This is a genomic window from Acuticoccus sp. MNP-M23 (assembly GCF_031195445.1).
Taxonomy (GTDB): Bacteria; Pseudomonadota; Alphaproteobacteria; order Rhizobiales; family Amorphaceae; genus Acuticoccus.
On the sequence record NZ_CP133480.1, the window covers coordinates 1,717,157 to 1,741,319 of the forward strand.

23 protein-coding genes are annotated in these 24,163 nt (G+C 66.7%); 15 read left to right on the forward strand and 8 right to left on the reverse strand.

Features of this window, described 5'->3' with window-relative positions:
• Positions 1-3 precede the first annotated feature (3 nt).
• Entirely contained in the window at positions 4-1,350 is a 1,347-nt protein-coding gene (locus RDV64_RS08125; RefSeq protein ID WP_309198774.1) for a formimidoylglutamate deiminase, read from the reverse strand.
• A 60-nt stretch (positions 1,351-1,410) separates the two neighbouring features.
• Between RDV64_RS08125 and hutI the strand changes: the two genes are divergently transcribed.
• From hutI to hutU, 3 genes are read left to right on the forward strand one after another with little or no spacing between them, the layout of a single operon-like run.
• Complete coding sequence (hutI, locus tag RDV64_RS08130; protein ID WP_309198775.1) at positions 1,411-2,616, forward strand: imidazolonepropionase; 1,206 nt, start codon at positions 1,411-1,413, stop codon at positions 2,614-2,616.
• Between the two features lie 19 nt (positions 2,617-2,635).
• Positions 2,636-4,159, forward strand: coding sequence for a histidine ammonia-lyase (gene hutH / locus RDV64_RS08135; RefSeq protein ID WP_375143800.1), 1,524 nt, complete (start codon positions 2,636-2,638; stop codon positions 4,157-4,159).
• Between the two features lie 14 nt (positions 4,160-4,173).
• On the forward strand, positions 4,174-5,835 hold the full coding sequence (gene hutU, locus RDV64_RS08140) for a urocanate hydratase (RefSeq protein WP_309199457.1): 1,662 nt from the start codon (positions 4,174-4,176) through the stop codon (positions 5,833-5,835).
• A 7-nt stretch (positions 5,836-5,842) separates the two neighbouring features.
• Here hutU and RDV64_RS08145 read toward each other — a convergent pair whose 3' ends face one another.
• Both RDV64_RS08145 and ppa read right to left on the reverse strand, forming a co-directional pair.
• Entirely contained in the window at positions 5,843-6,295 is a 453-nt protein-coding gene (locus RDV64_RS08145) for a VOC family protein (RefSeq protein WP_309198777.1), read from the reverse strand.
• A 4-nt stretch (positions 6,296-6,299) separates the two neighbouring features.
• Positions 6,300-6,836 carry an inorganic diphosphatase gene (gene ppa / locus RDV64_RS08150; RefSeq protein WP_309198778.1) on the reverse strand — a complete coding sequence of 179 codons (537 nt, stop codon included), beginning with the start codon at positions 6,834-6,836 and terminating at the stop codon, positions 6,300-6,302.
• A 171-nt stretch (positions 6,837-7,007) separates the two neighbouring features.
• Between ppa and RDV64_RS08155 the strand changes: the two genes are divergently transcribed.
• From RDV64_RS08155 to RDV64_RS08180, 6 genes are all read left to right on the forward strand, one after another.
• Complete coding sequence (locus RDV64_RS08155; protein WP_309198779.1) at positions 7,008-8,111, forward strand: TRAP transporter substrate-binding protein; 1,104 nt, start codon at positions 7,008-7,010, stop codon at positions 8,109-8,111.
• 31 nt (positions 8,112-8,142) lie between these two features.
• Entirely contained in the window at positions 8,143-8,661 is a 519-nt protein-coding gene (locus RDV64_RS08160) for a TRAP transporter small permease subunit (protein WP_309198780.1), read from the forward strand.
• Complete coding sequence (locus RDV64_RS08165; RefSeq protein ID WP_309198781.1) at positions 8,654-10,189, forward strand: TRAP transporter large permease subunit; 1,536 nt, start codon at positions 8,654-8,656, stop codon at positions 10,187-10,189. The genes RDV64_RS08160 and RDV64_RS08165 overlap by 8 nt, the downstream gene beginning before the upstream one ends.
• A 32-nt stretch (positions 10,190-10,221) precedes the next feature.
• Positions 10,222-10,800, forward strand: coding sequence for a histidine phosphatase family protein (locus RDV64_RS08170; RefSeq protein ID WP_309198782.1), 579 nt, complete (start codon positions 10,222-10,224; stop codon positions 10,798-10,800).
• 57 nt (positions 10,801-10,857) lie between these two features.
• A complete protein-coding gene (locus tag RDV64_RS08175) occupies positions 10,858-12,135 on the forward strand; it encodes an amidohydrolase family protein (RefSeq protein ID WP_309198783.1) in 1,278 nt (425 codons plus the stop codon).
• Between the two features lie 106 nt (positions 12,136-12,241).
• A complete protein-coding gene (locus RDV64_RS08180) occupies positions 12,242-14,224 on the forward strand; it encodes an AMP-binding protein (protein ID WP_309198784.1) in 1,983 nt (660 codons plus the stop codon).
• A 179-nt stretch (positions 14,225-14,403) separates the two neighbouring features.
• Here the strand turns inward: RDV64_RS08180 and RDV64_RS08185 are convergent, their stop codons facing one another.
• Positions 14,404-15,753 carry a hypothetical protein gene (locus RDV64_RS08185; protein ID WP_309198785.1) on the reverse strand — a complete coding sequence of 450 codons (1,350 nt, stop codon included), beginning with the start codon at positions 15,751-15,753 and terminating at the stop codon, positions 14,404-14,406.
• A 75-nt stretch (positions 15,754-15,828) separates the two neighbouring features.
• Between RDV64_RS08185 and RDV64_RS08190 the strand changes: the two genes are divergently transcribed.
• A complete protein-coding gene (locus tag RDV64_RS08190; RefSeq protein ID WP_309198786.1) occupies positions 15,829-16,617 on the forward strand; it encodes an ABC transporter ATP-binding protein in 789 nt (262 codons plus the stop codon).
• Between the two features lie 4 nt (positions 16,618-16,621).
• Here the strand turns inward: RDV64_RS08190 and RDV64_RS08195 are convergent, their stop codons facing one another.
• Entirely contained in the window at positions 16,622-16,846 is a 225-nt protein-coding gene (locus tag RDV64_RS08195; RefSeq protein ID WP_309198787.1) for a DUF3072 domain-containing protein, read from the reverse strand.
• A gap of 237 nt (positions 16,847-17,083) precedes the next feature.
• Here RDV64_RS08195 and RDV64_RS08200 point away from each other — a divergent pair, with 237 nt between their 5' ends.
• From RDV64_RS08200 to RDV64_RS08210, 3 genes are read left to right on the forward strand one after another with little or no spacing between them, the layout of a single operon-like run.
• On the forward strand, positions 17,084-18,019 hold the full coding sequence (locus RDV64_RS08200) for a branched-chain amino acid ABC transporter permease (RefSeq protein WP_309199459.1): 936 nt from the start codon (positions 17,084-17,086) through the stop codon (positions 18,017-18,019).
• Between the two features lie 26 nt (positions 18,020-18,045).
• Positions 18,046-18,420, forward strand: coding sequence for a VOC family protein (locus RDV64_RS08205; RefSeq protein ID WP_309198788.1), 375 nt, complete (start codon positions 18,046-18,048; stop codon positions 18,418-18,420).
• A 27-nt stretch (positions 18,421-18,447) separates the two neighbouring features.
• A complete protein-coding gene (locus RDV64_RS08210; protein ID WP_309198789.1) occupies positions 18,448-18,837 on the forward strand; it encodes a DUF805 domain-containing protein in 390 nt (129 codons plus the stop codon).
• Positions 18,838-18,844: 7 nt separating this feature from the next.
• On the opposite strand, the gene RDV64_RS08215 is transcribed toward RDV64_RS08210, so the two are convergent.
• Positions 18,845-19,105, reverse strand: coding sequence for a hypothetical protein (locus RDV64_RS08215; RefSeq protein ID WP_309198790.1), 261 nt, complete (start codon positions 19,103-19,105; stop codon positions 18,845-18,847).
• A gap of 161 nt (positions 19,106-19,266) precedes the next feature.
• On the opposite strand from RDV64_RS08215, the gene RDV64_RS08220 reads away from it, so the two are divergent.
• Positions 19,267-20,340: a branched-chain amino acid ABC transporter permease gene (locus tag RDV64_RS08220; RefSeq protein ID WP_309198791.1), complete on the forward strand. Its 1,074-nt coding sequence runs from the start codon at positions 19,267-19,269 to the stop codon at positions 20,338-20,340.
• A gap of 120 nt (positions 20,341-20,460) precedes the next feature.
• Here the strand turns inward: RDV64_RS08220 and RDV64_RS08225 are convergent, their stop codons facing one another.
• On the reverse strand, positions 20,461-20,955 hold the full coding sequence (locus RDV64_RS08225) for a hypothetical protein (RefSeq protein ID WP_309198792.1): 495 nt from the start codon (positions 20,953-20,955) through the stop codon (positions 20,461-20,463).
• Between the two features lie 368 nt (positions 20,956-21,323).
• Between RDV64_RS08225 and RDV64_RS08230 the strand changes: the two genes are divergently transcribed.
• On the forward strand, positions 21,324-22,652 hold the full coding sequence (locus tag RDV64_RS08230) for an ABC transporter substrate-binding protein (RefSeq protein ID WP_309198793.1): 1,329 nt from the start codon (positions 21,324-21,326) through the stop codon (positions 22,650-22,652).
• 54 nt (positions 22,653-22,706) lie between these two features.
• Here RDV64_RS08230 and RDV64_RS08235 read toward each other — a convergent pair whose 3' ends face one another.
• Positions 22,707-23,978: a SulP family inorganic anion transporter gene (locus tag RDV64_RS08235; RefSeq protein WP_309198794.1), complete on the reverse strand. Its 1,272-nt coding sequence runs from the start codon at positions 23,976-23,978 to the stop codon at positions 22,707-22,709.
• Positions 23,979-24,163: the final 185 nt, after the last annotated feature.

The following is a 24,163-nucleotide window of genomic DNA, read 5'->3' on the forward strand; positions in this document are numbered from 1 at the left end:
GCCTCAAGCCACAGTGCGCAGCCGCCGCAGCGTTGCCATGAAGGCAGGCGCAATCCGGTCGCGCGCCACGTGCCGGCCGCCCCGCACCACATGGCGGCCGGCGCTCCACACATCGCGCACGGCGCCATCGTCGCCGGCAAAAATGTGCGCATCCAGCACCCTGTCACCGGTGAGGCCTGCAAGGCTTGGCGCCGCGCCGTCCAGGGCGACGAGATCGGCAAGGTTGCCGGGGGCAATGGTGCCTGCGCCACGGGCCAGTGCCTGCGCGGCACCAAGGCATGCGCCCTGATAGAGCGTGCGGCCGGAGGACTGGCCGGGGCCCGCCAGCGGGTTGCGCGCCCGGCGGGCGAGCCGCTGGCTGTAGTCCAGCGTGCGCAATTCCTCGGCCAGTGAAATACGCACGTTGCTGTCGGACCCGATGCCGAACCTGCCGCCGGCTTCCTGCACCGCCGCCATCTCGATGATGCCGTCGCCAAGGTTGCTCTCGGTGATGGGGCACAGGCCTGCAACGGCGCCCGCGCGGGCGGCCTCGCCAAGCTCCGCGGCGGTGCCGTGGGTGCAGTGGATCAGCGTCCATTCCGGCGAGAGGTCGACGAGGCTCGCAAGATGCGCCATGGGCCGCGCCCCGGTGTGGGCGAGCACCTCCTCCACCTCCGCGGTCTGCTCGGCAACGTGGATATGCTTGGGGCCGGGCCGCGCGGCAACCCGCGCGATGGCGTCCGCCGGCACGGCGCGCAGCGAATGGGGCGCGACGCCGAGGCGCGTGTCGTCCGGCAGGCCGGCGATGGCCTGCGCGGCCCCCTCCATGAGCGCGGCAAAGCTGTCTTCGGTGCTGGCAAAGCGCCGCTGGCCGCCTTCCAGCGCCCGCCCGTCCAGCCCGCCCTGCATGTAAAGGACGGGAAGCAGGGTGAGGCCCATGCCGGTGGTGCCGGCCGCCGCCGCAATCCGCGCGGCCAGCTCGGCCGGATTGTCGTAGGGCGTGCCGCCGGGCGCATTGTGGAGGTAGTGGAATTCGCCGAGTGCGGCATAGCCGGCCTCCAGCATTTCCATCATCAGGCCGCTTGCGATCACCTCCACGTCGTCCGGGGTGAGAGCCTCCAGAAAGCGGTACATCAGCGCCCGCCAGGACCAGAAATTGTCGTTCCCGGTCTGCTGCTCGGTCAGCCCCGCCATGGCGCGCTGGAAGGCGTGGCTGTGGAGGTTGCCGGGTGCGGGCAACAGAATGTCCACGGTGGGCGGCGCATCGCTGGGTTCAATGGCTTCAACCCGCCCGCCCTCGATGGTGATGGCGACATTGTTGCGCCAACCGTCTTCGGTGAGCGCCTGTGCGGCGATGATGATCTCGCTCACAGGCACCGCCTTGACGCGGCGATAGCCGCGATGTGTTCTGCGTGCCGGGAGGCGGTCGCGATGGACGCTGTCATTACAAGCTCTTCTGTGGCCACCATGACGGGCGATGGCCCGCGCTACGGCCTTATCAAAGACGGCGCGGTCGTCATCGACAAGGGGCATGTGGCCTGGGTCGGCCCGCGCACCGCTTTGCCGGAAGAAGCCGCCGCCGTGCCGGTGACCGATTTTGGCGACGCGCTGATAACCCCCGCGCTGATTGACTGCCACACCCACATCGTGTTCGCCGGCAACCGCGCGGGCGAGTTCGAGGCACGGCTGGAGGGCGCCAGCTACGAGGAGGTGGCGACGGCCGGTGGTGGCATCGTCTCCACCATGCGCGCGGTGCGGGAGACGAGCGAGGAGACGCTCCTTGCCGAAAGCCTGCCGCGGGTGGACGCGCTTCTGGCCGAAGGCGTCGGCGTTCTGGAGATCAAATCGGGCTACGGTCTCACCATTGCGGACGAGTTGAAGATGCTGCGCGTTGCCCGGCGGATCGGCGAGGTGCGCCAGGTGAAGGTGCTGACCTCGTGGCTGGCCGCCCACGCCCGTCCGCCCGAATATGACAGCAACGACCGCTACATAGACGAAGTGGTCCTGCCCGGACTGGACGAAGCGGTCGGCGGCGGTCTGGTGGATGCCGTGGACGGCTTTTGCGAGGGGATCGCGTTTTCCGCCGAGGAGATGGGCCGGGTGTTCGACCATGCCGCGTCGCACGGCCTGCCGGTAAAACTCCATGCCGAGCAATTGTCGGACAGCGGCGGTACGGCGCTGGTGGCGCACCGCAAGGGCCTTTCGGCGGACCATCTGGAGCACCTGAACGAAGCCGATGCCGCGGCGCTGGGACCGGCGGGCACGGTGGCGGTGCTGCTGCCCGGCGCCTGCTACACGCTGCGCCAGAGCGAATTGCCGCCGGTCGACCTTCTGCGCCGCTACGGCGCGCGCATGGCGGTGGCGACCGACTGCAACCCCGGCTCATCGCCGCTCACGTCGCTTCTGCTGGCCATGAACATGGCGGCAACGCTGTTCCGTCTCACGCCGGAGGAGGCGCTGGCCGGCACCACCCGGCATGCCGCCCACGCGCTCGGGCTTCAGGCAACCCACGGCACCCTTGCACCCGGCAAGGCGGCCGAGCTTGCCGTCTGGGCCGTGCAGGACCCGGCGGAGCTCGTCTACCGGATCGGTTTCAACCCGCTGATCAAGCGGATGGCAGCGGGAGCCTGGGTTTGATCCCGGCCCCTTCCTTGCAATGGCGCTCCCCATGAATTTGACACTCGAGACCCTCCGCGCGCTCTATTTCGGTGCCGCCATCCCGCCGCTGCTCGACGGCGCGCGGGCGCGGGTGGACGCGTCGGCTGCGGTGATCGCAGAGGCGGCGCGGGGCAAGGCGCCGGTCTACGGCGTCAACACAGGGTTCGGGAAGCTCGCCAGCCGGCGAATCGATGCTGCCGACACCGAGACGCTGCAACGCAACATCATCCTGTCCCACGCGGCAGGGGTGGGCGACCCGCTGCCGCCCGCCGTGGTGCGGCTGGTGCTGGCCACCAAGGTCGCAAGCCTTGCCGTCGGCGCGTCGGGGGTGCGGTGGCAGACGTTGCAGCTCATCCAGCAGATGCTGGAGCGGGACTGCCTGCCGGTCATTCCGGGGCAGGGTTCAGTGGGCGCGTCCGGCGATCTGGCGCCGCTGGCCCACATGGCTGCGGCAATGATCGGTGTCGGCACCGTCACCTTCGAGGGGCGTGTCCGCCCTGCGGTGGAGGGGCTCGGCGCTGCCGGCCTTGCGCCGGTCACGCTGGGGCCCAAGGAAGGCCTCGGCCTCATCAACGGCACACAGGTGTCCACCGCGCTGGCGCTGGCGGGCCTGTTCGAGACCCACCTCCTTTGCGAAGCCTCGGTGGTGACGGGCGCCATGTCCACCGATGCGGCGATGGGCTCCGAGGCGCCGTTTCGCGCCGCTATTCATGCCCTCCGCGGCCACCGCGGCCAGATTGACGTTGCGGCCCGCCTCTACGGGTTGATCGAGGGGTCCGAGATCCGCGACAGCCATCTGGAGGGCGACGAGCGGGTGCAGGACCCCTATTGCCTGCGCTGTCAGCCGCAGGTGGCGGGCGCCTGCCTCGACATTCTCCGCTTCACCGCGGCCACGCTGGAGCGCGAGGCCAATGCGGTGACCGACAACCCGCTGGTGCTGGACGATGGCTCGATCGTTTCGGGCGGAAACTTCCACGCCGAGCCGGTGGCGTTCGCCGCCGACCAGATTGCGCTGGCCATTGCCGAGCTCGGGTCGATTGCGCAGCGGCGGATCGCGCTTCTGGTGGACCCGGCGCTGTCGTTCGGGCTGCCGGCCTTTCTCACCCCATCGCCGGGGCTGAACTCCGGGCTGATGATTGCCGAGGTGACATCGGCGGCGCTGATGAGCGAGAACCGGCAGCGCGCGGCCCCCGCCTCGATCGATTCCACCCCCACGTCCGCGAACCAGGAGGACCATGTGTCCATGGCCTGTCACGGCGCACGCCGCCTTCTGCCCATGAGCCGGAACCTTGCCGGAATTGTCGCCGTGGAGGCGCTGGCCGCGGCGCAGGGGATCGACCTGCGCGCCCCGCTGAAGAGCAGCCCGAAGCTTGAGCGCGCCAAGGACGCGATCCGCGCGGTTGTGCCCAAGCTCGAAGAAGACCGGCTTATCGCGCCCGACATCGAGGCATCGCGGGACATTCTGGGCACCCTTGCCGCAGCGGCCGGGATGGAGACGCTGGCGCTGGAGGCGAGCGCGTGAGCGCCGCCGGCCGCATGGGCCACAACAGGCCCCCCGTCCACGCCGCGCGCGGGCCGGACCGAACGTGCCGCACATGGGGCGCCGAGGCGGCGCTGCGGATGCTGCACAACAATCTCGACCCGGCTGTTGCGGAGAACCCGGCCGAGCTGGTGGTTTATGGCGGGATCGGCCGCGCCGCGCGCACATGGGACGATTTCGACCGGATCAGCGCCGCCCTGAAGACGCTGGGCGAGGAAGAGACGCTGCTTGTCCAGTCCGGCAAGCCGGTGGGCGTGTTCCGCACCCATGCCGACGCGCCGCGCGTGCTCATCGCCAACTCCAATCTCGTGCCGGAATGGGCAAACTGGGCGCATTTTCACAAGCTCGATCGCGCCGGGCTGATGATGTACGGCCAGATGACGGCGGGTTCGTGGATCTACATCGGCACGCAGGGGATTGTGCAGGGCACCTTCGAGACCTTTGCGGAGGCCGGCCGCCAGCATTATGGCGGCGATCTGACCGGCCGCTGGATCCTCACCGCAGGGCTTGGCGGCATGGGCGGTGCGCAGCCGCTGGCTGCCGTGATGGCCGGCGCCTGCTGCCTCGCCGTGGAGTGCGACAGCACCCGGATCGATTTTCGCCTGCGCACCCGCTACCTCGACGAGCGCGCCGAAACGCTGGACGAGGCGCTTGCCATCATCGACCGCTGGACGGCGGCGGGGGAGGCAAAGTCCGTCGGGCTTCTCGGCAATGCGGCGGACGTTTTTGCCGAGCTTGTCGCCCGCGGCGTGAAGCCGGACATGGTGACCGACCAGACCTCCGCCCACGACCCGGTGAACGGCTACCTGCCCCAAGACTGGACGATGGACGAATGGCGCGAAAAGCGCACCAGCGACCCCGATGCGGTGGAGCTTGCGTCCCGCGCGTCGATGAAGGTGCACGTTGCCGCGATGGTCGCGTTCCACAAGGCCGGCGTGCCGACGCTCGACTATGGCAACAATATCCGGCAGGTGGCGAAGGACGAGGGGCTGGCGGACGCGTTCGCCTTTCCGGGCTTCGTCCCGGCCTATATCCGCCCGCTGTTTTGCCGCGGGATCGGCCCGTTCCGCTGGGTGGCGCTCTCCGGCGACCCGGAGGACATCTACCGCACCGACCAGCGCGTGAAGGCGTTGATGCCGGATGACACGCACCTCCATACCTGGCTGGACATGGCGCGCGAGCGGATCGAATTTCAGGGCCTTCCGGCGCGGATCTGCTGGGTGGGCCTCGGCGATCGCCACCGGCTCGGGATGGCGTTCAACGAGATGGTGGCCAATGGCGAGGTGTCGGCCCCCATCGTGATCGGCCGCGACCACCTGGATTCCGGCTCCGTCGCGTCCCCCAACCGCGAGACCGAAGCCATGAAGGACGGTTCGGACGCCGTGTCCGACTGGCCGCTGCTGAACGCGCTTCTCAACACCGCATCCGGCGCGACCTGGGTGTCGCTCCACCACGGCGGCGGCGTGGGGATGGGGTATTCCCAGCATGCGGGGATGGTGGTGGTGGCCGACGGCACACCGGAGGCAGCGCGGCGGTTGGAGCGCGTTCTGTGGAACGACCCCGCCACCGGCGTCATGCGCCACGCCGATGCGGGCTACGACATTGCGCTGGACGTCGCGCGGGAGAAGGGGCTGGTGCTGCCGGGCATCCTGCCCTGACAGCGAGTCAGGATGGCGGCCGGTCCGCAAATGCGCGGCTTGAAAGCGAAACGCTGTTGCCCGACGGGTCCTTGAGGTTCGCAAACCGGTAGCCACCGCCATCGTGCAGCGGGCCAACCTCGATGCCCCTGGCGATCAGCGCATCCCGCGCCGTCTCGACGTCCGGCGTGTCGAACACCAGCTTCACCAGCGCCTGGCCTTCGCGCTGACCCTTGCCTGCCGGATGCAGAAGCAGCGTGAGCCCGCCGGCAGGGGGGCAAAGCTCGACAATGCGGTCATCGGCCCGGTGGATCGCCTCGTAGCCGAAGGCATTGCCGTAAAACGCAGCCATCTCCGGCATCTTCTTGGTGTAGATGACGATGCGGTGGATGGCGGGGATCATGGGCGGCGGTCCGGTTTCGGCACGGCTGGCGGGCCGTGCCCGCCGCCCCGTTGGCGCGAGGCCGGAGCCTCGCGCCATACGCTCATTTCTTCTGCGCTTTGGCGCGCTCGATGGCGGCGACCACCTTTTCCTTGGCGACGTTCTCATCCGCCCAGCCGACGATCTTGACCCACTTGTTGGGCTCAAGATCCTTGTAGTGGGTGAAGAAGTGCTCGATCTGCTGCAACGTGATGTCCGGCACGTCGGAGAAGGTCCTGATCTTCTCGTAACGCAGCGTCAGCCGGTTGGTCGGCACGGCGAGAATTTTCTCGTCCTCGCCGCTTTCGTCCGCCATCTGCAGGACGCCGATGGGCCGCGCGCTCATGACTGCGCCGGGCACGATGGGGCGCGTGGAGGCAATCATCACGTCGATCGGGTCGCCGTCGTCCGACAGGGTGTGCGGGACAAAGCCGTAGTTCACCGGGTAGCGCATCGGCGTGTAGAGGAAGCGATCGACCCAGAGCGCGCCGGATTCCTTGTCCATCTCGTACTTGATCGGCTCCCCGCCAACGGGGACCTCGATGATGACATTGAAGTCCTCGGGCGGGTTCTTCCCGATCGGAATGGCGTCGATGCGCATGGCGTCTCCTTGGTGCGATTCAGCCGAATCAAAAGCGTTTCACCGTGAATTAGCGCGCTTTGCAATGCCGTTCACCTCTTTGTCGCCCATCTCGACAACGGCACCGAGATGGCCTGAAATGTGCTCAACGCGAAAATGCGCCGTTTGGAGCGCATCGGACGGAGGAAACCGATGACCACATTGACCCGCAGAGGCCTGATCGGTGGTGCGGCCGCAGCCGCCGGCGTTGCCGGCACGACAACGCTGGCCGCCCCCGCCATTGCCCAGTCCACCATGACCTGGAAGATGGTCACCGCCTGGCCGAAAAACCTGCCGGGCCCCGGCGTTGCAGCCCAGATGCTGGCCGACCGGATCACTGCACTGTCCGGCGGGCGCATCAAGGTCGACCTTTATGCCGCAGGCGAGCTGGTGCCCGGCAATGGCGTGTTCGACGCCGTGTCCGAAGGTACGGCGGAAATCTACCACGCGGTCCCGGCCTACTGGGGCTCCAAGTCCAAGGGCATCCTCTTGTTCGGGTCGCAGCCGTTCGGGCTTGGCGCGATGGAGCAGGTGGGCTGGCTGACCCAGGGGGGTGGCCAGGACCTTTACGACGAAATGTACGGCCGCTTCGGCCTGAAGCCGTTCCTGTGCGGCAATTCCGGGCCGCAATGGGCCGGCTGGTTCCGCAACGAGATCAAGAGTGTCGACGACCTGAAAGGCCTGCGCTTCCGCACCACGGGCCTTGCGTCCGAGATGTGCAACAAGCTCGGCATGGCGGTGCAGGCGATGGGCGGCGGCGCCATGTTCCAGGCGCTCCAGTCCGGCGCGCTGGACGCTGGCGAGTTCATCGGCCCGTGGACAGATTCAGCGCTGGGCTTTTACCAGATCGCCAAGAATTATTACTGGCCGGGCGTGGGCGAGCCGTCGTCCGCAGAGGAGTGCGCCATCAACGCCGAGGTGTACGAGAACCTCCCGGCGGACCTGCAGCAGGCCGTGAAGTTTGCCGCCGAAAGCCTCTACAACCCGGTGTGGACCGAATACACCACCAAGCACGCGCAGGCGCTCCAGCAGATGGTGGCCAACGAGGGCGTGATGGTGCGCAAGCTGCCGGACGATGTGATGATTGCCATGGGCAACGCTGCCGGCGAGGTGATTGCGGAGCTTCAGGGCGACGATGACGAGCTGGTCCGCCGGATCACCGAGAGCTATCTCGCCTACCGCGCGCTGATGATGAGCTACATCCCGTACGCGGATGCCGGCGAGTACAACGCCCGCCAGCTCGACTACAAATACTGACCGCCGGGGTGGCTGAACCGGAGCGCGGCGGGTGAACCGGCTCGCCGCGCGGCTCGACCTTGTGAACCGCGCCGCCGGAGCACTGGTGGCGTGGCTGGCCGTGGTGCTGGTGCTTCTCCAGTTTGCGGTGGTGATTGCCCGGCACGTGTTCGGCGTGTCGGACATTGCCGCCACCGAGGCGGTCCTTTACGTCCACGCCGCGCTGTTCATGCTGGGTGCGGGCTACGCGTACCTGGTGGACGCGCATGTGCGGGTGGACATCTTCTACGCCAAGCTCGGCGTGCGCGGGCGGGCGGCGGTGGACGTTGCAGGCGCGCTGATCTTCCTTGCGCCGGCGCTGGGACTGCTCGCCTACTGGTCATGGCCGATGGTGTCCCGCTCGTGGGCCATTCTGGAGGGGCCGATCTCGGTTGGCGGCATTCCGGCGTCGTTTCTGATGAAATCCCTGGTGCCGGCCTTTTGCGTGCTGATGGCGGTGCAGGGGGTCGCGCGGCTCCTGCGTGATCTGGAAGCGCTGCGTGGCGGCAGCGAAACGGTGGGCGATGCTTGACCTTCTGATGTTCGCCGGCCTGATGGTGGCGATCCTGTCCGGCTTTCCCGCCGCATTCGCCATCGGCGGCGTTGCGATGCTGTTTGCGCTTCTGGGCGCGGCCCTCGGGGTGTTCGACCTTTCGCTGCTCGGCGCACTGGGGCAGCGGGTCTTCGGCATCCTCACGAATGGCGTGCTGATTGCGATCCCGCTGTTCGTGTTCATGGGCATCGTCCTCGAAAAGTCGCGCATTGCGGAGGACCTCCTCACCACCATGGGGCGCCTGTTCGGCAAGCGCGCCGGGGGGCTTGGCGTTTCGGTGGTGTTTGTGGGGGCGCTTCTGGCTGCCTCCACCGGAATTGTCGGCGCCACGGTGGTGGCCATGGGGCTGATTGCGCTGCCCGCCATGCTGAAGGCCGGCTACAGCGCGCCGCTGGGGGCCGGCATTGTGGCCACGTCCGGCACGCTGGGGCAGATCATCCCGCCGTCGACATTGCTCATCATCCTGTCGGACGTGATGAGCAATGCCTACCAGCAAGCCCAGTATGCCGAGGGCAAGTTCACGATCGACACCATTTCGGTCGGCGAGACCTTTGCGGCGGCGCTCGTGCCGGGTCTCGTCCTGGTGGGGATCTACATTCTTTATCTGGTCGGCCGGGCGCTGTGGCGGCCACAGGACCTGCCACCGGTGGCCGACGCGGGCGGCGTCACCGCGCGGGAGGTGGCGCTGGTGATCGCACCGCCGGTGGCGCTGATCCTTGCGGTGCTCGGCTCCATTCTGGGCGGGGTGGCAACGCCGTCGGAGGCGGCGTCGGTGGGAGCGGTTGGCGCGGTGTTCATGGCGGGGGCGCGGCTTGGCCGGGCAGCGCCCGTCCTGTGGGGGGCTGCGGCCTTTGTGGTGCTGGCCGTTCTGGCGGTTCTGCGGCCGATCCGCCTGCAACGGGGCGACACCGACAGCGTGGACATGCTGTTTGCAGCGGCAGCGGGGGCGCTGGTTGTCGTCGGCACGATCGGGCTCGTTCTGGCGCTGTGGCGGCTGCTGCGAGGCGGTTTGCTGAAGGCGGTGGCCACGCAGACGATGACGGTGACGGCGATGATCTTTGCCACCATCATCACCGCATCCATGTTCAGCCTCGTGCTGGTGGGGCTGGGTGGGGAAGACCGGATCGAGGCGCTGCTGACATCCATGCCGGGCGGACCGTTCGGCGCGCTCGCCTTTTCCATGGCGATCATCTTCGTCCTCGGCTTCTTCCTCGATTTTGTCGAGATCAGCGTCATCCTGCTGCCGCTGGTGGTGCCGGTGCTGATCCTGATGGGACACGACCCCACGTGGCTTGCGGTGCTGATTGCCATCAACCTGCAAACCTCGTTTCTGACGCCGCCATTCGGCTTCTCGCTGTTCTACCTGCGCGGCGCGGCCCCGCCGGAGGTGACCACCGGCGACATCTATCGCGGGGTGGCGCCGTTCATCGGCTTGCAGGCGGTGGGCATTGCGCTCGTATGGGCGCTGCCGTGGCTAGCCACCGCATTGCCGGGCTGGCTTTACTGACCAGTATTGTGCGCATGGCACAGGAGACACCCATGCGCACACCGTCGATTTTCGCCCTCTTGATGATTTTTTGCGCGGCCCCCGCCGCCGCCAGCGAAGCCGCGTGGCAGGCGCTGTCCCGCCCCGGTGCGGTGGCGATGATGCGCCACGCCCTTGCCCCCGGCACCGGCGATCCCGCCGGCTTCGACGTGGCCGACTGTACCACCCAGCGCAACCTCGATGCGCGCGGCCGCGCGCAGGCCCGCGCCATTGGCGACCTGTTCCGCGCCAACGGCATCGACAATGCAAACGTCCTCTCCAGCGCGTGGTGCCGCAGCCTGGAGACCGCGCGGCTGCTGGATCTCGGTCCGGTGGAGACGCTGCCTGCGCTCAACTCGTTCTTCGCCAACCGGGCGGACCGCGCGCCGCAGACCGAGGCATTGCGGTCCTATCTCGCCAAGGCGCCTGACGCACCGCTGCGCATTCTCGTCACCCATCAGGTGAACATTTCGGCGCTGACGGGTGAGTTTACCCGCTCGGGCGAGATGGTGGTGCTTCAGGTGGCACAGGACGGCACCCTCGATGTGACGGGCGCGATTGCAGTGCCGGTGCCCCCGCCCGGCACCGACTGAACCGGCGGGCAATGTGCAACCGGGCAAAACAAGGTCATACTCCGGCAAAAGATAAAAATGGCGGAGGACATGATGCTCGGGATCAGAAATGCCAAGGTGTTCGACGGTGAAAGCGTTGCATTGCCGGGCACCGAGGTGCTGGTGGATGGGAATATCATCAAATCGGTCGGCACGGGGGTGATTCCCCCAGGCACCGAAACCATTGACGGCACGGGGATGACCTTGATGCCCGGAATGGTGGAAGGCCACTGCCACCCCAGCTTTACCGACGTGAACGAAGGGCCGGACCTTGGGCGCATCTGCCCGGAGCGACACATGCTGCTCACAGCCCGCAACCTGAAACAACTGCTGGATCACGGGTTTACTTCCGTGTTCGAGGCGGCGTCCGCCAAGCCGATGCTGGGCGTGACCGCGCGCGATGCGATCAACGAACGGCTTATCGACGGTCCGCGGATGCGGGCTGGCAGCCCGGAGGTGACCAACACCGCCGGCCTCGGCGACGAGCGCAAGCGGCACATTCATCTGGAAAGCTTCGGTCTGGTGGCCGACGGGGCGGACGAATTCCGAAAGGTGGCGCGGGAATGCGTTCGCGACGGCGTCGACACGTTGAAGATCAACATTTCGGGCGACGATTTCGTCAGCCACGCGCGTGCCGAAATCACGCCGCTGGAGGACGAGGAGCTGGCCGCTTTCGTCAAGGTCGCGCGGGCCTATCACAAGACGGTGGCCTGCCACGCCAGATCGTCGCAGAGCGTGAAGATGGCCGTCCGGCACGGGATCGACTGCATCTACCACTGCGATTATGCGGACACCGAAGCGCTGGACATGCTGGAAAGCGTCAAGGACCGGATCTTTGTCGGCCCCGCCTTCGGCCTGGTGCACAACGCAGTGCACGAGGGCGACCGGGTCGGCATGACGCCGGACGTGGTCGCCTCCATGGGGCTTTACCGCAAGTTCGAGCACACGGTGGCGACGCTGACCGAAATCCGCAAGCGCGGCCTGCGCGTGGTGGTGGGCGGCGATTATGGCTTTGCGATCACCCCCATGGGCACCAACGCGCGCGACATTGCGCACTTCGTCAAATTTTTTGGCTATTCGCCCGCCGAGGCGCTGTCCTGTGCCACCCGCGTCGGCGGCGCGCTCATGGGCATGAATTTGGGCATGATCCGCGAGGGAATGCTGGCGGACCTCCTCCTGGTGCGCGGTGACGTGCTCGCCGACGTATCGCTGGTTCAGCATCAGGACAATCTGGCGCTCATCATGAAGGACGGGGTGCTCTACAAGAATGCCCTTGGTGCGGCGGGGGAACGGCGGGGGCTGATCGCGGCGGAATGAGGGGCTTTGCGGGCCCGGCGAAGGTGTCCCTTGCGCTGTGTGCGGGTCCGGGCTTTGCTCCGGGGAAAGGGGCGGGCCAACCGTTCATCGTCAGGGGAGAACGCGGATGACGGGGCAGGTTCCGGCCGGTCAGGCGGCGGGCGACACGTTTCCCAAGCTGCTGCTCGACAATGCGCGCCGCCGCGGCAACCGTCCCGCCATGCGCGAGAAGGACCGCGGCATCTGGCACACCGTCACCTGGTGGGAATTGCGCGACGAGGTGATGCGGTTTGCCCTTGGGCTGGAAGCGCTGGGGTTCCAGCCGGGCGATGCCATCGCCATTGTCGGCAACAACAAGCCGCGCCTTTACTGGACGTTCATGGCGGCGCAATCGCTCCAGGGCATCCCGGTCCCGGTCTATGCCGATGCGATTGCGGAGGAGCTGGCCTATGTGCTGGCCCACGCCGGCGTTCGCTTTGCGCTCTGTCAGGATCAGGAGCAGGTGGACAAGTGCCTTGCCGCGCACGAAAGCGCGCCGGTGCTGGAGCACATCATCTACGACGAGCCGCGCGGCCTGCGGGATTATGCGGCGGACCGGTTGCATGCCTTTACCGCGGTTCAGGCGATGGGCGACCGGCGGCTTGCGGACGAACCGGGCGTGGCGGCAACGTGGGAGAAGCGTGTGGACGCGGCCAGCGGCGCCGATGTTTCCACCATCCTTTACACCTCAGGCACCACCGGTCAGTCCAAGGGGGTGGTGCTGGAGGCTGCACGCGCCGTAGAGGCGGCGCGCGACACCGCCGCATTCGACGGGCTGACCGAAAATGACGAGGTGCTCGCCTACCTGCCGCTCGCCTGGGTTGGCGACCACTACCTCAACTATGCGCAGGGTCTTGTGACCGGGTTCTGCACCGCCTGCCCCGAAGGGCCGCAGACCGTGCAGCAGGACCTGCGCGAGATCGGGCCGACCTTCTATTTCGCGCCGCCGCGGGTGTTCGAGGAGCTTCTGACGCGGGTGCTCATCCGGATGGAGGATGCGAGCGCGCTGAAGCGTGCGCTGTTCAACCGCTGCATGGCGGTGGCCAAGCGGCACGGCGAGGCCATTCTGGACAAGCGGCCCGTGCCGCTCTCCGGCCGTATCGCCTACTGGTTTGGCGAACGGCTGATCTACGGCCCGCTCAAGAACGTGCTCGGCTTTTCGCGGATCCGGACGGCGTACACGGCGGGCGAAGCCATCGGCCCGGAGCTGTTCTCCTTCTTTCGGGCGCTGGGGATCAACCTCAAGCAGCTCTACGGGCAGACCGAGGCGTTCCTTTATGTCACCGCGCAGCCGGACGGTGCGGTGCGGGCCGACACGGTGGGGCCGGCAATGCCCGGCGTGACGCTGAAACTGTCGGACAGCGGCGAGGTGCTGTTCCGCTCGCCCGGCATGTTCGTCGAATACTTCAAGGATCCGGAGAAGACGGCGGAGGCGCTGACCGCGGACGGCTTTGTGAAGACCGGCGATGCAGGAATTTTCGAGGCTGACGGTCAGCTGAAGATCATCGACCGGGCCAAGGATGTGGGGCGGCTCGACGATGGCGCTCTCTTCGCGCCCAAATATCTGGAAAACAAGCTGAAATTCTTTCCCGAAGTGCGGGAGGCGGTCACCTACGGCCACGAGCGGCCTTTTGTGGCGGCCATGCTGAACATCGACCTTGTGGCGGTGGGCAACTGGGCCGAGCGCAACAACATTGCCTACGCCTCCTATCAGGAGCTGGCGCAGCATCCGCGGGTGGCTGAAACCATGGCTGCGCACATTGCGCTCACCAACCAGGCGCTGGCGGCCGAGCCTCAGATGGCGGGGATGCAGATCCGCCGCTTTCTGGTGCTTCACAAGGAGCTGGATGCGGACGACGGCGAGCTGACGCGCACCCAGAAGGTGCGGCGCGCCTTTGTGGCCGACCGCTACGCCCCGCTGATCGATGCGCTCTACGGCGGTGCGGACACCTGCTTCGTCCGCACCGAAGTGACGTTCGAGGATGGCCGGCGCGGCTTTGTTGAGGCGACCGTGACAATTCATGACGCGGCGGTGGTGCCGGCGACGTCGCCGGCAAGGGCTGCGGCATGAACGGCGCAGCGGCAGCGCCGCGCAGCGGCCGACAGGGCCTTGCGCGCAGATGCGGATCGCCACGGTTGCAGCAGTCGGCGCCAGCGGTGCAGGCACCTGCGCGGCGGTGGCGCGTGGTGCTGCCGGCTGCCGGCCGCCGCGGTGGCGGTCCTGCCGCCCGGGCTCTTGTTCGGGTTCGCTCAGCTTGCGTAGCGCATCTCGGCCGGGTCGAACTGCGGACCGAGAGCGGGAGGCGGCGCAGGAATGTGGAGGAAGGCCGGCATCGCCTCATCCTCCTCCAGCGGTTGCTCGATCGCGCACGGTGGGCGGGCATGAGGGGCGACAGCCGCATCGCTTGTCCAGGGTCCGGCATGGTTGACCTTGTGCAGGAACCCAGGTTGCGGCTCGTCGGCCTTCTGGAGCGCCGCGCCGGCCGCGTGCGCTGGTGGCTCGGCGTTGGCCACAGCGGCGAGGTCGCGCGCGCAGGGCGTGGCGTGCTGCACTGGCTGCGCGCAGAAGGCTTCCACTGGCGGACCGAAGGGCTCGGCGCGGTTCGGCGCGGGATGGAACGCGCCGAGGGGCGGACCGAAGAACTCTGCGGGCTGGCCACCAGCTTCGGCGCCAGCTGCCTCTTGCGCCATGAAGGTGTCCAGCGGTGGGCCGTAGGGCTCGCAGGGCGATGCTGCAGTGCCGGGGACCGGCGGACCGAACATTTCCGGCAACGGTGCGGGCGCGTCTGCCGCAGCTTCGGCGGGGATGCCGCCAAGCAGCGGCGGGATCTGCGCCTCGGGGTGGCGGGCGCCCTTGGCCCACGCCGCCTTCGCCTCGGTGATGGCGGCTCTGGCCATGGCGGCGTAGGGCACGCGCCTGGGCGCACCGAGAAGCGGCGCCTGGATCGCGAGTTGTACCTGCGGCGCCACGATGGTCGGCTCGGGCACAGCGGCTGGGTTGTCGACAGCGCCGGGCACGTCGTCCTCCCGCGGGCGGACGGTCTGGGGGCGGAACGGGCGGACCCGGATTGGCCCCGCTGTGGCGTCCGACTTGCTGGCGCCAGCCTTGAGGCGGCCAATGATGGGCGGGGCGCGCAGCGGCGGCGGATAGAACCGGCGCACCGGTTTGGGCTGCGGTTCGGCCACGATTGGCGGCGCGGTGTCCGCAGCGTCCTCGGCGGGATCGGCGTCCGGCTCGGCCTCGTCCGGCAGGGGGCCGAAGCGGTGTCCTGTGCGTTCGCAATAAAGGCTGGTGGCGGTTTCGAGTTCGGCGCGCACGTCAGCGGAATTGCGGATGTAGGTTGTGGTGATGTCGAACCAGCGGGCGCAATCGGTCCGCTGCGCGGCATCGGCCAGGACATTGATGTCCTCGATATTCTTGCCGGCAAGGACGGAAGGGTCGTGCTGCATCAGCGCCTTGCGGTGATTGCACATCCGGATTGGTCCTTCGTCGCCGCAGGAACAGGTCAACGTGACTGTCCGGGGCGCAATGGCGGCACGAACCACATGAATGTGGCCGCCGTCTCCCTTCACGCTGAAGCGAAGCGTCTTGACGTTCATCGCCGGCCTCCTTCTATAGCGGGAGTATAACAACCGGTGATTGCAAAGCAAGAAAACAGAAAGCAACCGTTAGATGTGAGCAAGCCTCACGAAAGCGAAGAAATTCTGCTCGCGGTGGAGAACGTCACCCTTTCATTTGGCGGCGTGCACGCCATCCGCGGCGTTTCGTTCGACATCCGCCGCGGCGAGATCCGCGCGATCATCGGCCCCAACGGTGCAGGCAAGACGTCGATGCTCAACGTCATCAACGGCTTTTACCAGCCGCAGAAGGGCACTATCACCTACAAGGGTCGCCAGCGCGCCAAGATGCGGCCCTACGATGCGGCGGCCACCGGCATTGCCCGCACGTTCCAGAACGTGGCGCTGTTCAAGGGTATGACGACGCTGGACAACATCATGTCCGGCCGCACGCTGCAGATGAAGCGCGGCTTCCTGTGGCAGCTGATCCGCTTCGGGCCTGCGCTGAACGAGGAGATCGTCCACCGCCGCCGGGTTGAGGAGATCATCGATTTTCTGGAGATCGAGGCGATCCGCAAGACGCCGGTGGGCAAGCTGCCCTACGGGCTGCAAAAGCGCGTGGAACTGGGCCGGGCGCTCGCCATGGAGCCGGACCTTCTGCTGCTGGACGAGCCCATGGCGGGCATGAACCTTGAGGAAAAGGAAGACATGTGCCGCTTCATCCTCGATGTGCGCGAGGAATTCGGCACCACCATCGCCCTCATCGAGCATGACATGGGCGTGGTGATGGACATCTCGGACCGCGTGGTCGTGCTCGACCATGGTGAACGGATTGCCGACGGCACGCCGGACGAGGTTCGCGCCGATCAGGATGTGATCGACGCTTACCTCGGCGTGTCGCACTGACGGATTATTTGCCGCGCCCGGTTTCGGCCTGGAGCGCGTCGATGGCCTTGGACGCATCGGCCTTGGAGAGCGTCTCGTCGAACGGAATGCCGGCTTCTTCCGACAGCGTCTTCAGGTAGGAGGCCTGGGCGCCGGTCATCGCCTCGTCGCCGGTGGTCCAGTTGTCCGGGTCCTTTTCGGCGTTGGAGGTGGGCTCGGCCTTCGGCTGCGGGCTTGGGGTGGCTGTCATGGATCATGCTCCGGGGTTTCGATGTTCGGTAAATGTTCCGAATGTTGATCCGTTCCTACGGCAGACGCTGCAATTGGCGCCCTGCGTCCATCTGCCCGCCCGCGCGGATCAACTGCAACCGCGCAGGAAAAGACTTGCGGCGCGGCCCCGGCGCTTCCACGGTACTGGCCCGCTGCCAGACGAAGCGAGGACCTGGTGACAACGCTCTACGCCGTTCTGATCGATCCGTTCGTGCAGATGTTCGCGATGCCGGATTTCTTCATCCAGGTGCTGTGGGAAGGCTTCGTCGGCGGTGTGCTTTACGCTCTGATTGCGCTGGGGTTCGTCCTGATCTTCAAGGCGTCCGGCGTGTTCAACTTTGCCCAGGGCATCATGGTGGTGTTTGCCGCCCTGTCTCTGGTGGGGCTGGTGGAGCTCGGGCTGCCGGCGCCGCTGGCATTTGTCGCCTGCCTCGGCATCATGTTCGTGCTGGCCGTGGGGGTGGAGCGGTTCGTCCTGCGGCCGCTGGTCAACCAGCCGGACATCATCCTGTTCATGGCCACCATCGGGCTCACATTCTTTCTCATCGGTCTTGGCGAGCTCATCTTCGGCGGCGAGCCGAAGACCATGGTGACGGAGGCGCTGTTCCTGCCCACCGGCTCGTCGGTGTGGGAACCGGCTGGCCTCGGCCCCGACGGGGCGCCAGGCTTCATCCTCTTCCAGCACCTCGACGTTGCGGCCGCTGCCATTGCGCTGGCGCTGGTGGCGGCGCTCGGCTTCTTCTTCTCCAAGACGCGGATCGGCCGGGCCCTGCGCGCCGTGGCGGACGACCACCAGGCCGCGCTGTCGGTGGGCATCTCTCTCAACCAGATCTGGGTGATCGTGTGGTTTGCCGCAGGGGTGGTGGCGCTGTTCACGGGGATCATGTGGGGTGCACGGTCGGACGTGTCGTTCGCGCTGGAGATCATCGCGTTCAAGGCGCTGCCGGTGCTGATCCTCGGCGGGTTCACGTCGATCCCGGGTGCCATCGTGGGGGGCCTCATCATCGGGATCGGCGAAAAGCTCGGCGAGATCTATTGGGGGCCGCTTGTGGGGGGCGGGATCGAAAGCTGGTTTGCCTATATGATCGCGCTTGTTTTCCTTCTGTTCCGGCCGCAGGGTCTGTTTGGCGAACGGATCATCGAACGGATCTGACCTCCCGCCGGAATGAAGGACACCCCATGACCCACAAGAGCCGCATCGGCTGCATCGTGATCGACTGCAAGATCGACGAACTGTCCCCTGCGCTGGCGTTCTGGTCCGCCGCTCTTGGATGCGACGGCAAGATCGACGAACGCGGCAAATATGCGATCCTCGAAAATGACAGGGGCGACCCGCGCATCCTCCTGCAGGCGGTCGACCATGACCCGCGCGTCCACCTCGACATCGAGACCGACGACAAGGAGGCCGAAGCCGCACGCCTTGCCGCCCTCGGCGCAACGCGGGTAGAGGAGTTTCCGCGCTGGATCATCATGGAGGCGCCCACGGGCCACCGCTTCTGCCTGATCGGGCCGACGCGCGACGGGTTTGAGGAACACGCGCCGGCCGTCGGGTGACGCGTGGGGGCGAGCGAGGGAAACGGGATGAATTTTGTGGCGGCCGTCGAGCGGGTTCTGATGAACTACGCCAACTTTTCAGGCCGGGCCGGCCGGGCTGAATTCTGGTGGTGGACGCTGGCCGTCTTCATTCTGGCCGCAATCACCGGCATTGCCGACGGAGCACTGGTGGCGCCGGTTCTTGGCTTCGAGGCACTGTCGCGCACGGCGGATGCGCCGGTCACGTACCTTCTGCAACTGGCGCTTTTGTGCCCAAACCTGGCGGTGTGCTTCCGCCGGCTGCACGACAAGGGGCGCTCCGCGTGGTGGATGCTGCTCAACTTCATCCCGCTGATCGGGACGATCATCCTCATCATCATGTTCGCGACGCCGGGCGATTATGGCGACAACCGCTACGGGCCGCCGCCACCGCGCTGATGGCGCTCTACTGCTGGCGTTCGTGCGTCGAGCCGGGCGGGGACAGGAGGAGGATCAGCCTCTCGTGCCCGTCGTCGCCCTTGTAGGTGGGGTAGCGCAGGCGGGACGACATCTTGCCCTGCGGCGTATAGCTGGTCACCACCGAGGCGCTGGCCGTGGTGATGACGTCGATCACCGACCCGTCCGGGGCCTTGATGCGGGTTGCGCCGGCCTGCGCGGCGACGGCGGAAAACGCGATGGTGAGCGCGACGAGCACGATGCGGATCATGGCCGTTCCTTTCTTGCGTATGTGTCCCGTCCCCTACCGCATTTGCGGCGCGGCGGCGATGGCGGGCCGATCACAAGCGCGCGGGGGGCGATCCGCGCTTGACGGCGCGTGCGGTTCGGCTGCGAATGGAGCAACAATAAACGTCCGAGGACATGCGCCCCGTGTTTTACCGTGAAGCCGGCCAGTTCAAGACGAGTTATGCGGCGGACCAGGCGGCCTTTCCCGTCCGCGAGGACCGGATCGGGATTGCGCTGATTGTGGCGGCTGCGCTGATCGTCCCGTGGTTCGCAAACGATTTCGTGCTGAACACCATCCTCATTCCGTTTCTGATCTTTGCGCTGGCGGCCATCGGCCTCAATGTGCTCACCGGCTATTGCGGCCAGCTATCGCTGGGGACCGGCGCATTCATGGGGGTGGGCGCCTACGCCTGCTACAAGCTGACCACCATCTTTCCGGACGTGAACATCATCGTCTGGGTCTTGGCATCCGGGGTTTTCTCGGCGGGCATCGGCGTGCTGTTCGGCCTGCCGTCGCTGCGCATCAAGGGCTTCTACCTCGCCGTCGCCACGCTGGCGGCGCAGTTTTTCCTCGAATGGTGCTTCATCCGCATTCCCTGGCTCTACAACGCCAACCCGTCCGGCGCCATCGAGGTGCCGACGCGGGAGGCGTTCGGCTTTGCCATAACCGGTGCGACGGCGGCACCGCTGACGCGCTATTTTGTGGTGCTGGGCATCGTCCTGTTGATGACGTGGCTGATCGGCAACCTCCTGCGCGGGCGGATCGGACGCTCGTGGATGATGATCCGCGACATGGACATTGCCGCCGAGCTGATTGGCGTGCGACCGCTGTTTGCCAAGCTCTCGGCCTTTGCCGTGTCGTCCTTCGTGTGCGGGGTGGCAGGAGCGCTGTTCGTGTTCATGTGGCTGGGGGCGGCGGAGCCTTCGGCGTTCAACATCCGCCTGTCGTTCCAGGTTCTGTTCATGGTGATCCTGGGCGGGCTCGGCTCCATGGCGGGCTCGTTCATGGGGGCGGCGTTCATCTTCATCCTGCCCATCGTCATCCGCATGGTGCCGGCGGCGCTGGGGCTTGAGATCGACGCTGCCACCGTGGAGCACCTCAACTTTCTCGTCATCGGCGCGCTCATCGTCGGCATCCTGATTGTGGAGCCGCACGGGCTGGCGCGCATGTGGTCGGTGGCGCGGCAGAAGCTGCGGGTGTGGCCGTTCCCCTACTAGGTCGGGAACCCGTCACGGGCAGGCGCAGCGTGTGCCATTTGCTTGTGGGGACGCATGTTTTGCCGGTTTAAGTCCCGCCCGTCATCAACCGGGCGAGACCAGCGGGACCGGCATGGCAGCTCAGAACCCGAACAGGCCGAACACCGTATCAATGACCCCGCCGAGGAGACTGGGATCGTCGGCAGACGCGTCCGGATCTGTGGCCGCCGCTGCTTCGTTGTCGACCGCCTCCACCAGCCCGTCGGTGTTCGCCCCGTCGACGACCTCGACAACCTCGCCGACTGCGCCTTCGATTGCGCCGCCAACTGCGCCTGCGGAGGCTGTCAGATCTTCCAGGGCTTCGTTGGCTGTGGCGACGCTGCTTGCCGCCATCGCCTGAAGCATGGCGATCAGATCCGCGGCCTTTGCATCATCTGACTGCGCTGCCGCCTGGTTGTTCAGATTGTCGGCGCGCGGCTTGTAGAGGAAGTTGGCGGGAGCGATGGTGGCGGAGTTGAGGATGGTCCAGTAGTCGTGCTTCACGAACTCGTGGTAGCCGGTCTTCTGCGGCTTCAAGCCTCCGGCGCCGCGGTGGACCATGGTGAATGGCTGTGCCGCGCTGGTCGAAGAAATCATGGTGGCCTCCGGTTTTTACTCACCTGGGGTGCGAGGATTTGCGCCAACCGCTGCAACGCCCGCTCACGGGAAAGAACGGCCAGTCTCCCGATGCGTTTCGCATATTGAGGTTATTTCAGAGATAATTGGGCAGGGCAGAAGCAATTCCTGCAATCATTATCGGTTCAATCTGAATGCTGCGCTGCTCCTGCTTTCGGCGGAGCCGCAATGTACTGCGATTTCTCGTGGGGGCGGTATCTGTCCGGGCGGGCGCGCCAGCGTTGTTGCAACACAAGATGTTTGTGGCGGGCGCCCGTGCGTGCGTATTGTACTCGCGGAGCGTCCAGAGAGGCGCCGGCAAAAATAGATTGAGGGAAGGTAACAAAAGCATGCCCCGATTTCTTGGAGCAATACTGGCCGCAGTTACGGCGGCAACGGTCAGCACCGCGCCCGCGCTGGCGCAGGACGGCGAGCTGTACCTGCCGCTGCTCACCTACCGCACCGGGCCGTTTGCCGGCTCCGGCATCCCCATTGCCGACGGGATGCACGACTACCTCGAAATGCTGAACCAGCGCGATGGCGGCATCGGCGGGGTCAAGATCAAGATCGAGGAGTGCGAGACCGGGTACAACACGCAAAAGGGCGTGGAGTGTTACGACTCGGTTGTGGGCGGCAATCCGCTGATCATCAATCCCTGGTCCACCGGCATCACCCTGCAACTGATCCCCAAGGCGTCCGTCGACGGGATCCCGGTGCTGTCGATGGCGTACGGCCTGTCGGCGGCAGCCGATGGCGGCGTCTTCCCGTGGGTGTTCAACCCGCCGCTTTCCTATTGGGACGGCGCTTCGGCGGCGGTCAAATATATCGGCGAGCAGGAAGGCGGGATGGAGAACCTCAAGGGCAAGAAGATCGGCTACATCTTCCTCGATGCCGGCTATGGCCGTGAGCCGATCCCGCTGCTGGAAGACCTCGCCTCCGAATACGGCTTCACCATGACCCAGTATCCGGTGCCGTTCGACACCATGCAGAACCAGTCGTCCCAATGGCTCAACGTGCGGCGCGACCGGCCGGACTACATGGTCATGTGGGGCTGGGGCGCCATGAACCCGACCGCCGTGCGCGAGGCGGCCAAGGTGCGCTTCCCCATGGACAAGTTCATCGGCGTGTGGTGGTCCGGCGGCGAGGATGACGCCCGGCCCGCTGGCGCTGGCGCCAAGGGCTACAAGACCATGAACTTCAACGCCGTCGGCGCCGACTTCCCGGTCATTCAGGACATCATCACCCACGTCTACGACAATGGTGCCTCCACGGTGTCCGACAAGTCCCGGATCGGTGAGAACCTTTACAACCGCGGCGTGGTGAACTCCTTCTACATGGCAGAAGCCATCCGCACCGCGCAGGCGAGGACCGGCAAGGCAAACGTGACGCCGGCCGAAGTTCGCGACGGGCTGGAGGCGCTGGACATCACCGCCGAGCGGCTGAAGGAGGCGGGGATGGAAGGCTTCATCCAGCCGCTGAAGCTCAGCTGCAGCGACCATGCCGGGCAGGCCGACATCTACGTTCAGCAGTGGACCGGCGATGGCTGGGAAAAGGCGTCCGACTGGTTCTCGCCCATGGTGGACAAGGTACGCCCGATGCTGGAAACGGCGGCCGCGGATTATGCGCAGGCCAATGCGCCGTGGCCGGAGCGCGAGGTGCCCTGCGCCGCCGCGCAGTAGCGCCAGCGCGCGCCTGACGGAAGGGGGCCGGCAGCGGCCCCTTCCCTGCGCCCGTCAGCGTTCGGGTGTGGTCCAGTCGCTGTCCATATCGCCGGCGCTGGACTTGGCGTAGAGGCGCAGCGCCAGGCCGACGGCGACGCCAACGCCAATGGCCACCGTGAGGTCCACCAGCACGGTGAGAACCAGCGTGAGGACGAACAGCATCCGGTCCGCCATGGGTGCGCGGAGATAAATCGGCCACTTGTGCGGCTCGCTCATGGTCCACGCGGTCATCATCAAAAGGCCGGCAAGCGCTGGCATGGCGAGCCGTGAGACGAGCCCGCCAGCGGCCATGATGAGCACCAGCACCGTCAGCGCATGGACGATGCCGGCAACCGGAGTGCGCCCGCCGGCGCGCACGTTGGTGGCCGTGCGGGCGATGGCGCCCGTGGCAGGCAGGCCGCCCAGCATCGCGGACCCCACGTTGGCGGCGCCCTGCGCCAGAAGTTCCGCGTTGGGCCGGTGCGCCCCGCCGAACATCCGGTCCGCCACCATCGCCGACAGCAGGGATTCAATGCCCGCCAGAAACGCGATGATGATGGCGGACGGGAGGAGTTCGGCAATGCGCGCAAAGCTCACCGGCGGCAGCGTGGGGATGGCAAAGTCGAGGCTGACCGCGCCATAGCGGCCCCCGATGGTGTCGACGCCCGCAAACAGCGCCGCAAGTGCAGACCCCGCCGCAACCGCGACGATGGCGCCCGGCACCCGCGGGGCCAGCCGGCGCAGGCCAATGAGCAGCGCCATGGTGATCGCCGCCACCGCCACCGCCGGCCACAGCACCGTGCTGCGCGCCGCCCATAGCGCCTCCACCTTGCCGAGGAAATCGGCCGGGGCGCTGGCCATGTCGAGCCCGGCAAAGTCCTTCAGCTGGCTGGTGGCGATGATGAGCGCGATGCCGACCGTAAAGCCGTTGACCACCGCTTCCGGCACGAATGCGATCAGCCGGCCGGCGCGAAATGCGCCCGCAACCAGCAGGATCAGCCCCGCCATGAAGGTGGCGAGCAGGAGCCCGTCATAGCCGTGGTCGACGATGATCTGGTAGACGACGACGATGAAGGCGCCCGTCGGCCCGCCGATCTGGACGCGGCTTCCCCCCAGCGCCGAAATGAGAAAGCCGCCGACCACCGCCGTCAGCAGGCCCTGCGAGGGCGTCGCACCGGAGGCGATCGCAATGGCGATGGAAAGCGGGATCGCCACCATGGCCACGGTGATGCCGGCGGCCGCATCGCCCGCAAACAGTGACCAGGAGTAGTCCCGCAGGGTGGTGAGAATTTTGGGTCTGCGCATGGCAGGGCTCATAGCACAACCGCAGGGGCGGCCGCTTCCCATGTTTGTAAAGGCAGGGGTGCATTGATGGACCATCGGGCCAGCGCCCGGCAGGAATGGGGTTAGCGCCGGGGCCGGTGCAAGGGTCGGGTGCCGGCTTCCATCCCTGATCCAGCTTGGATTGATATAGCTGGAGACGTCGTGAC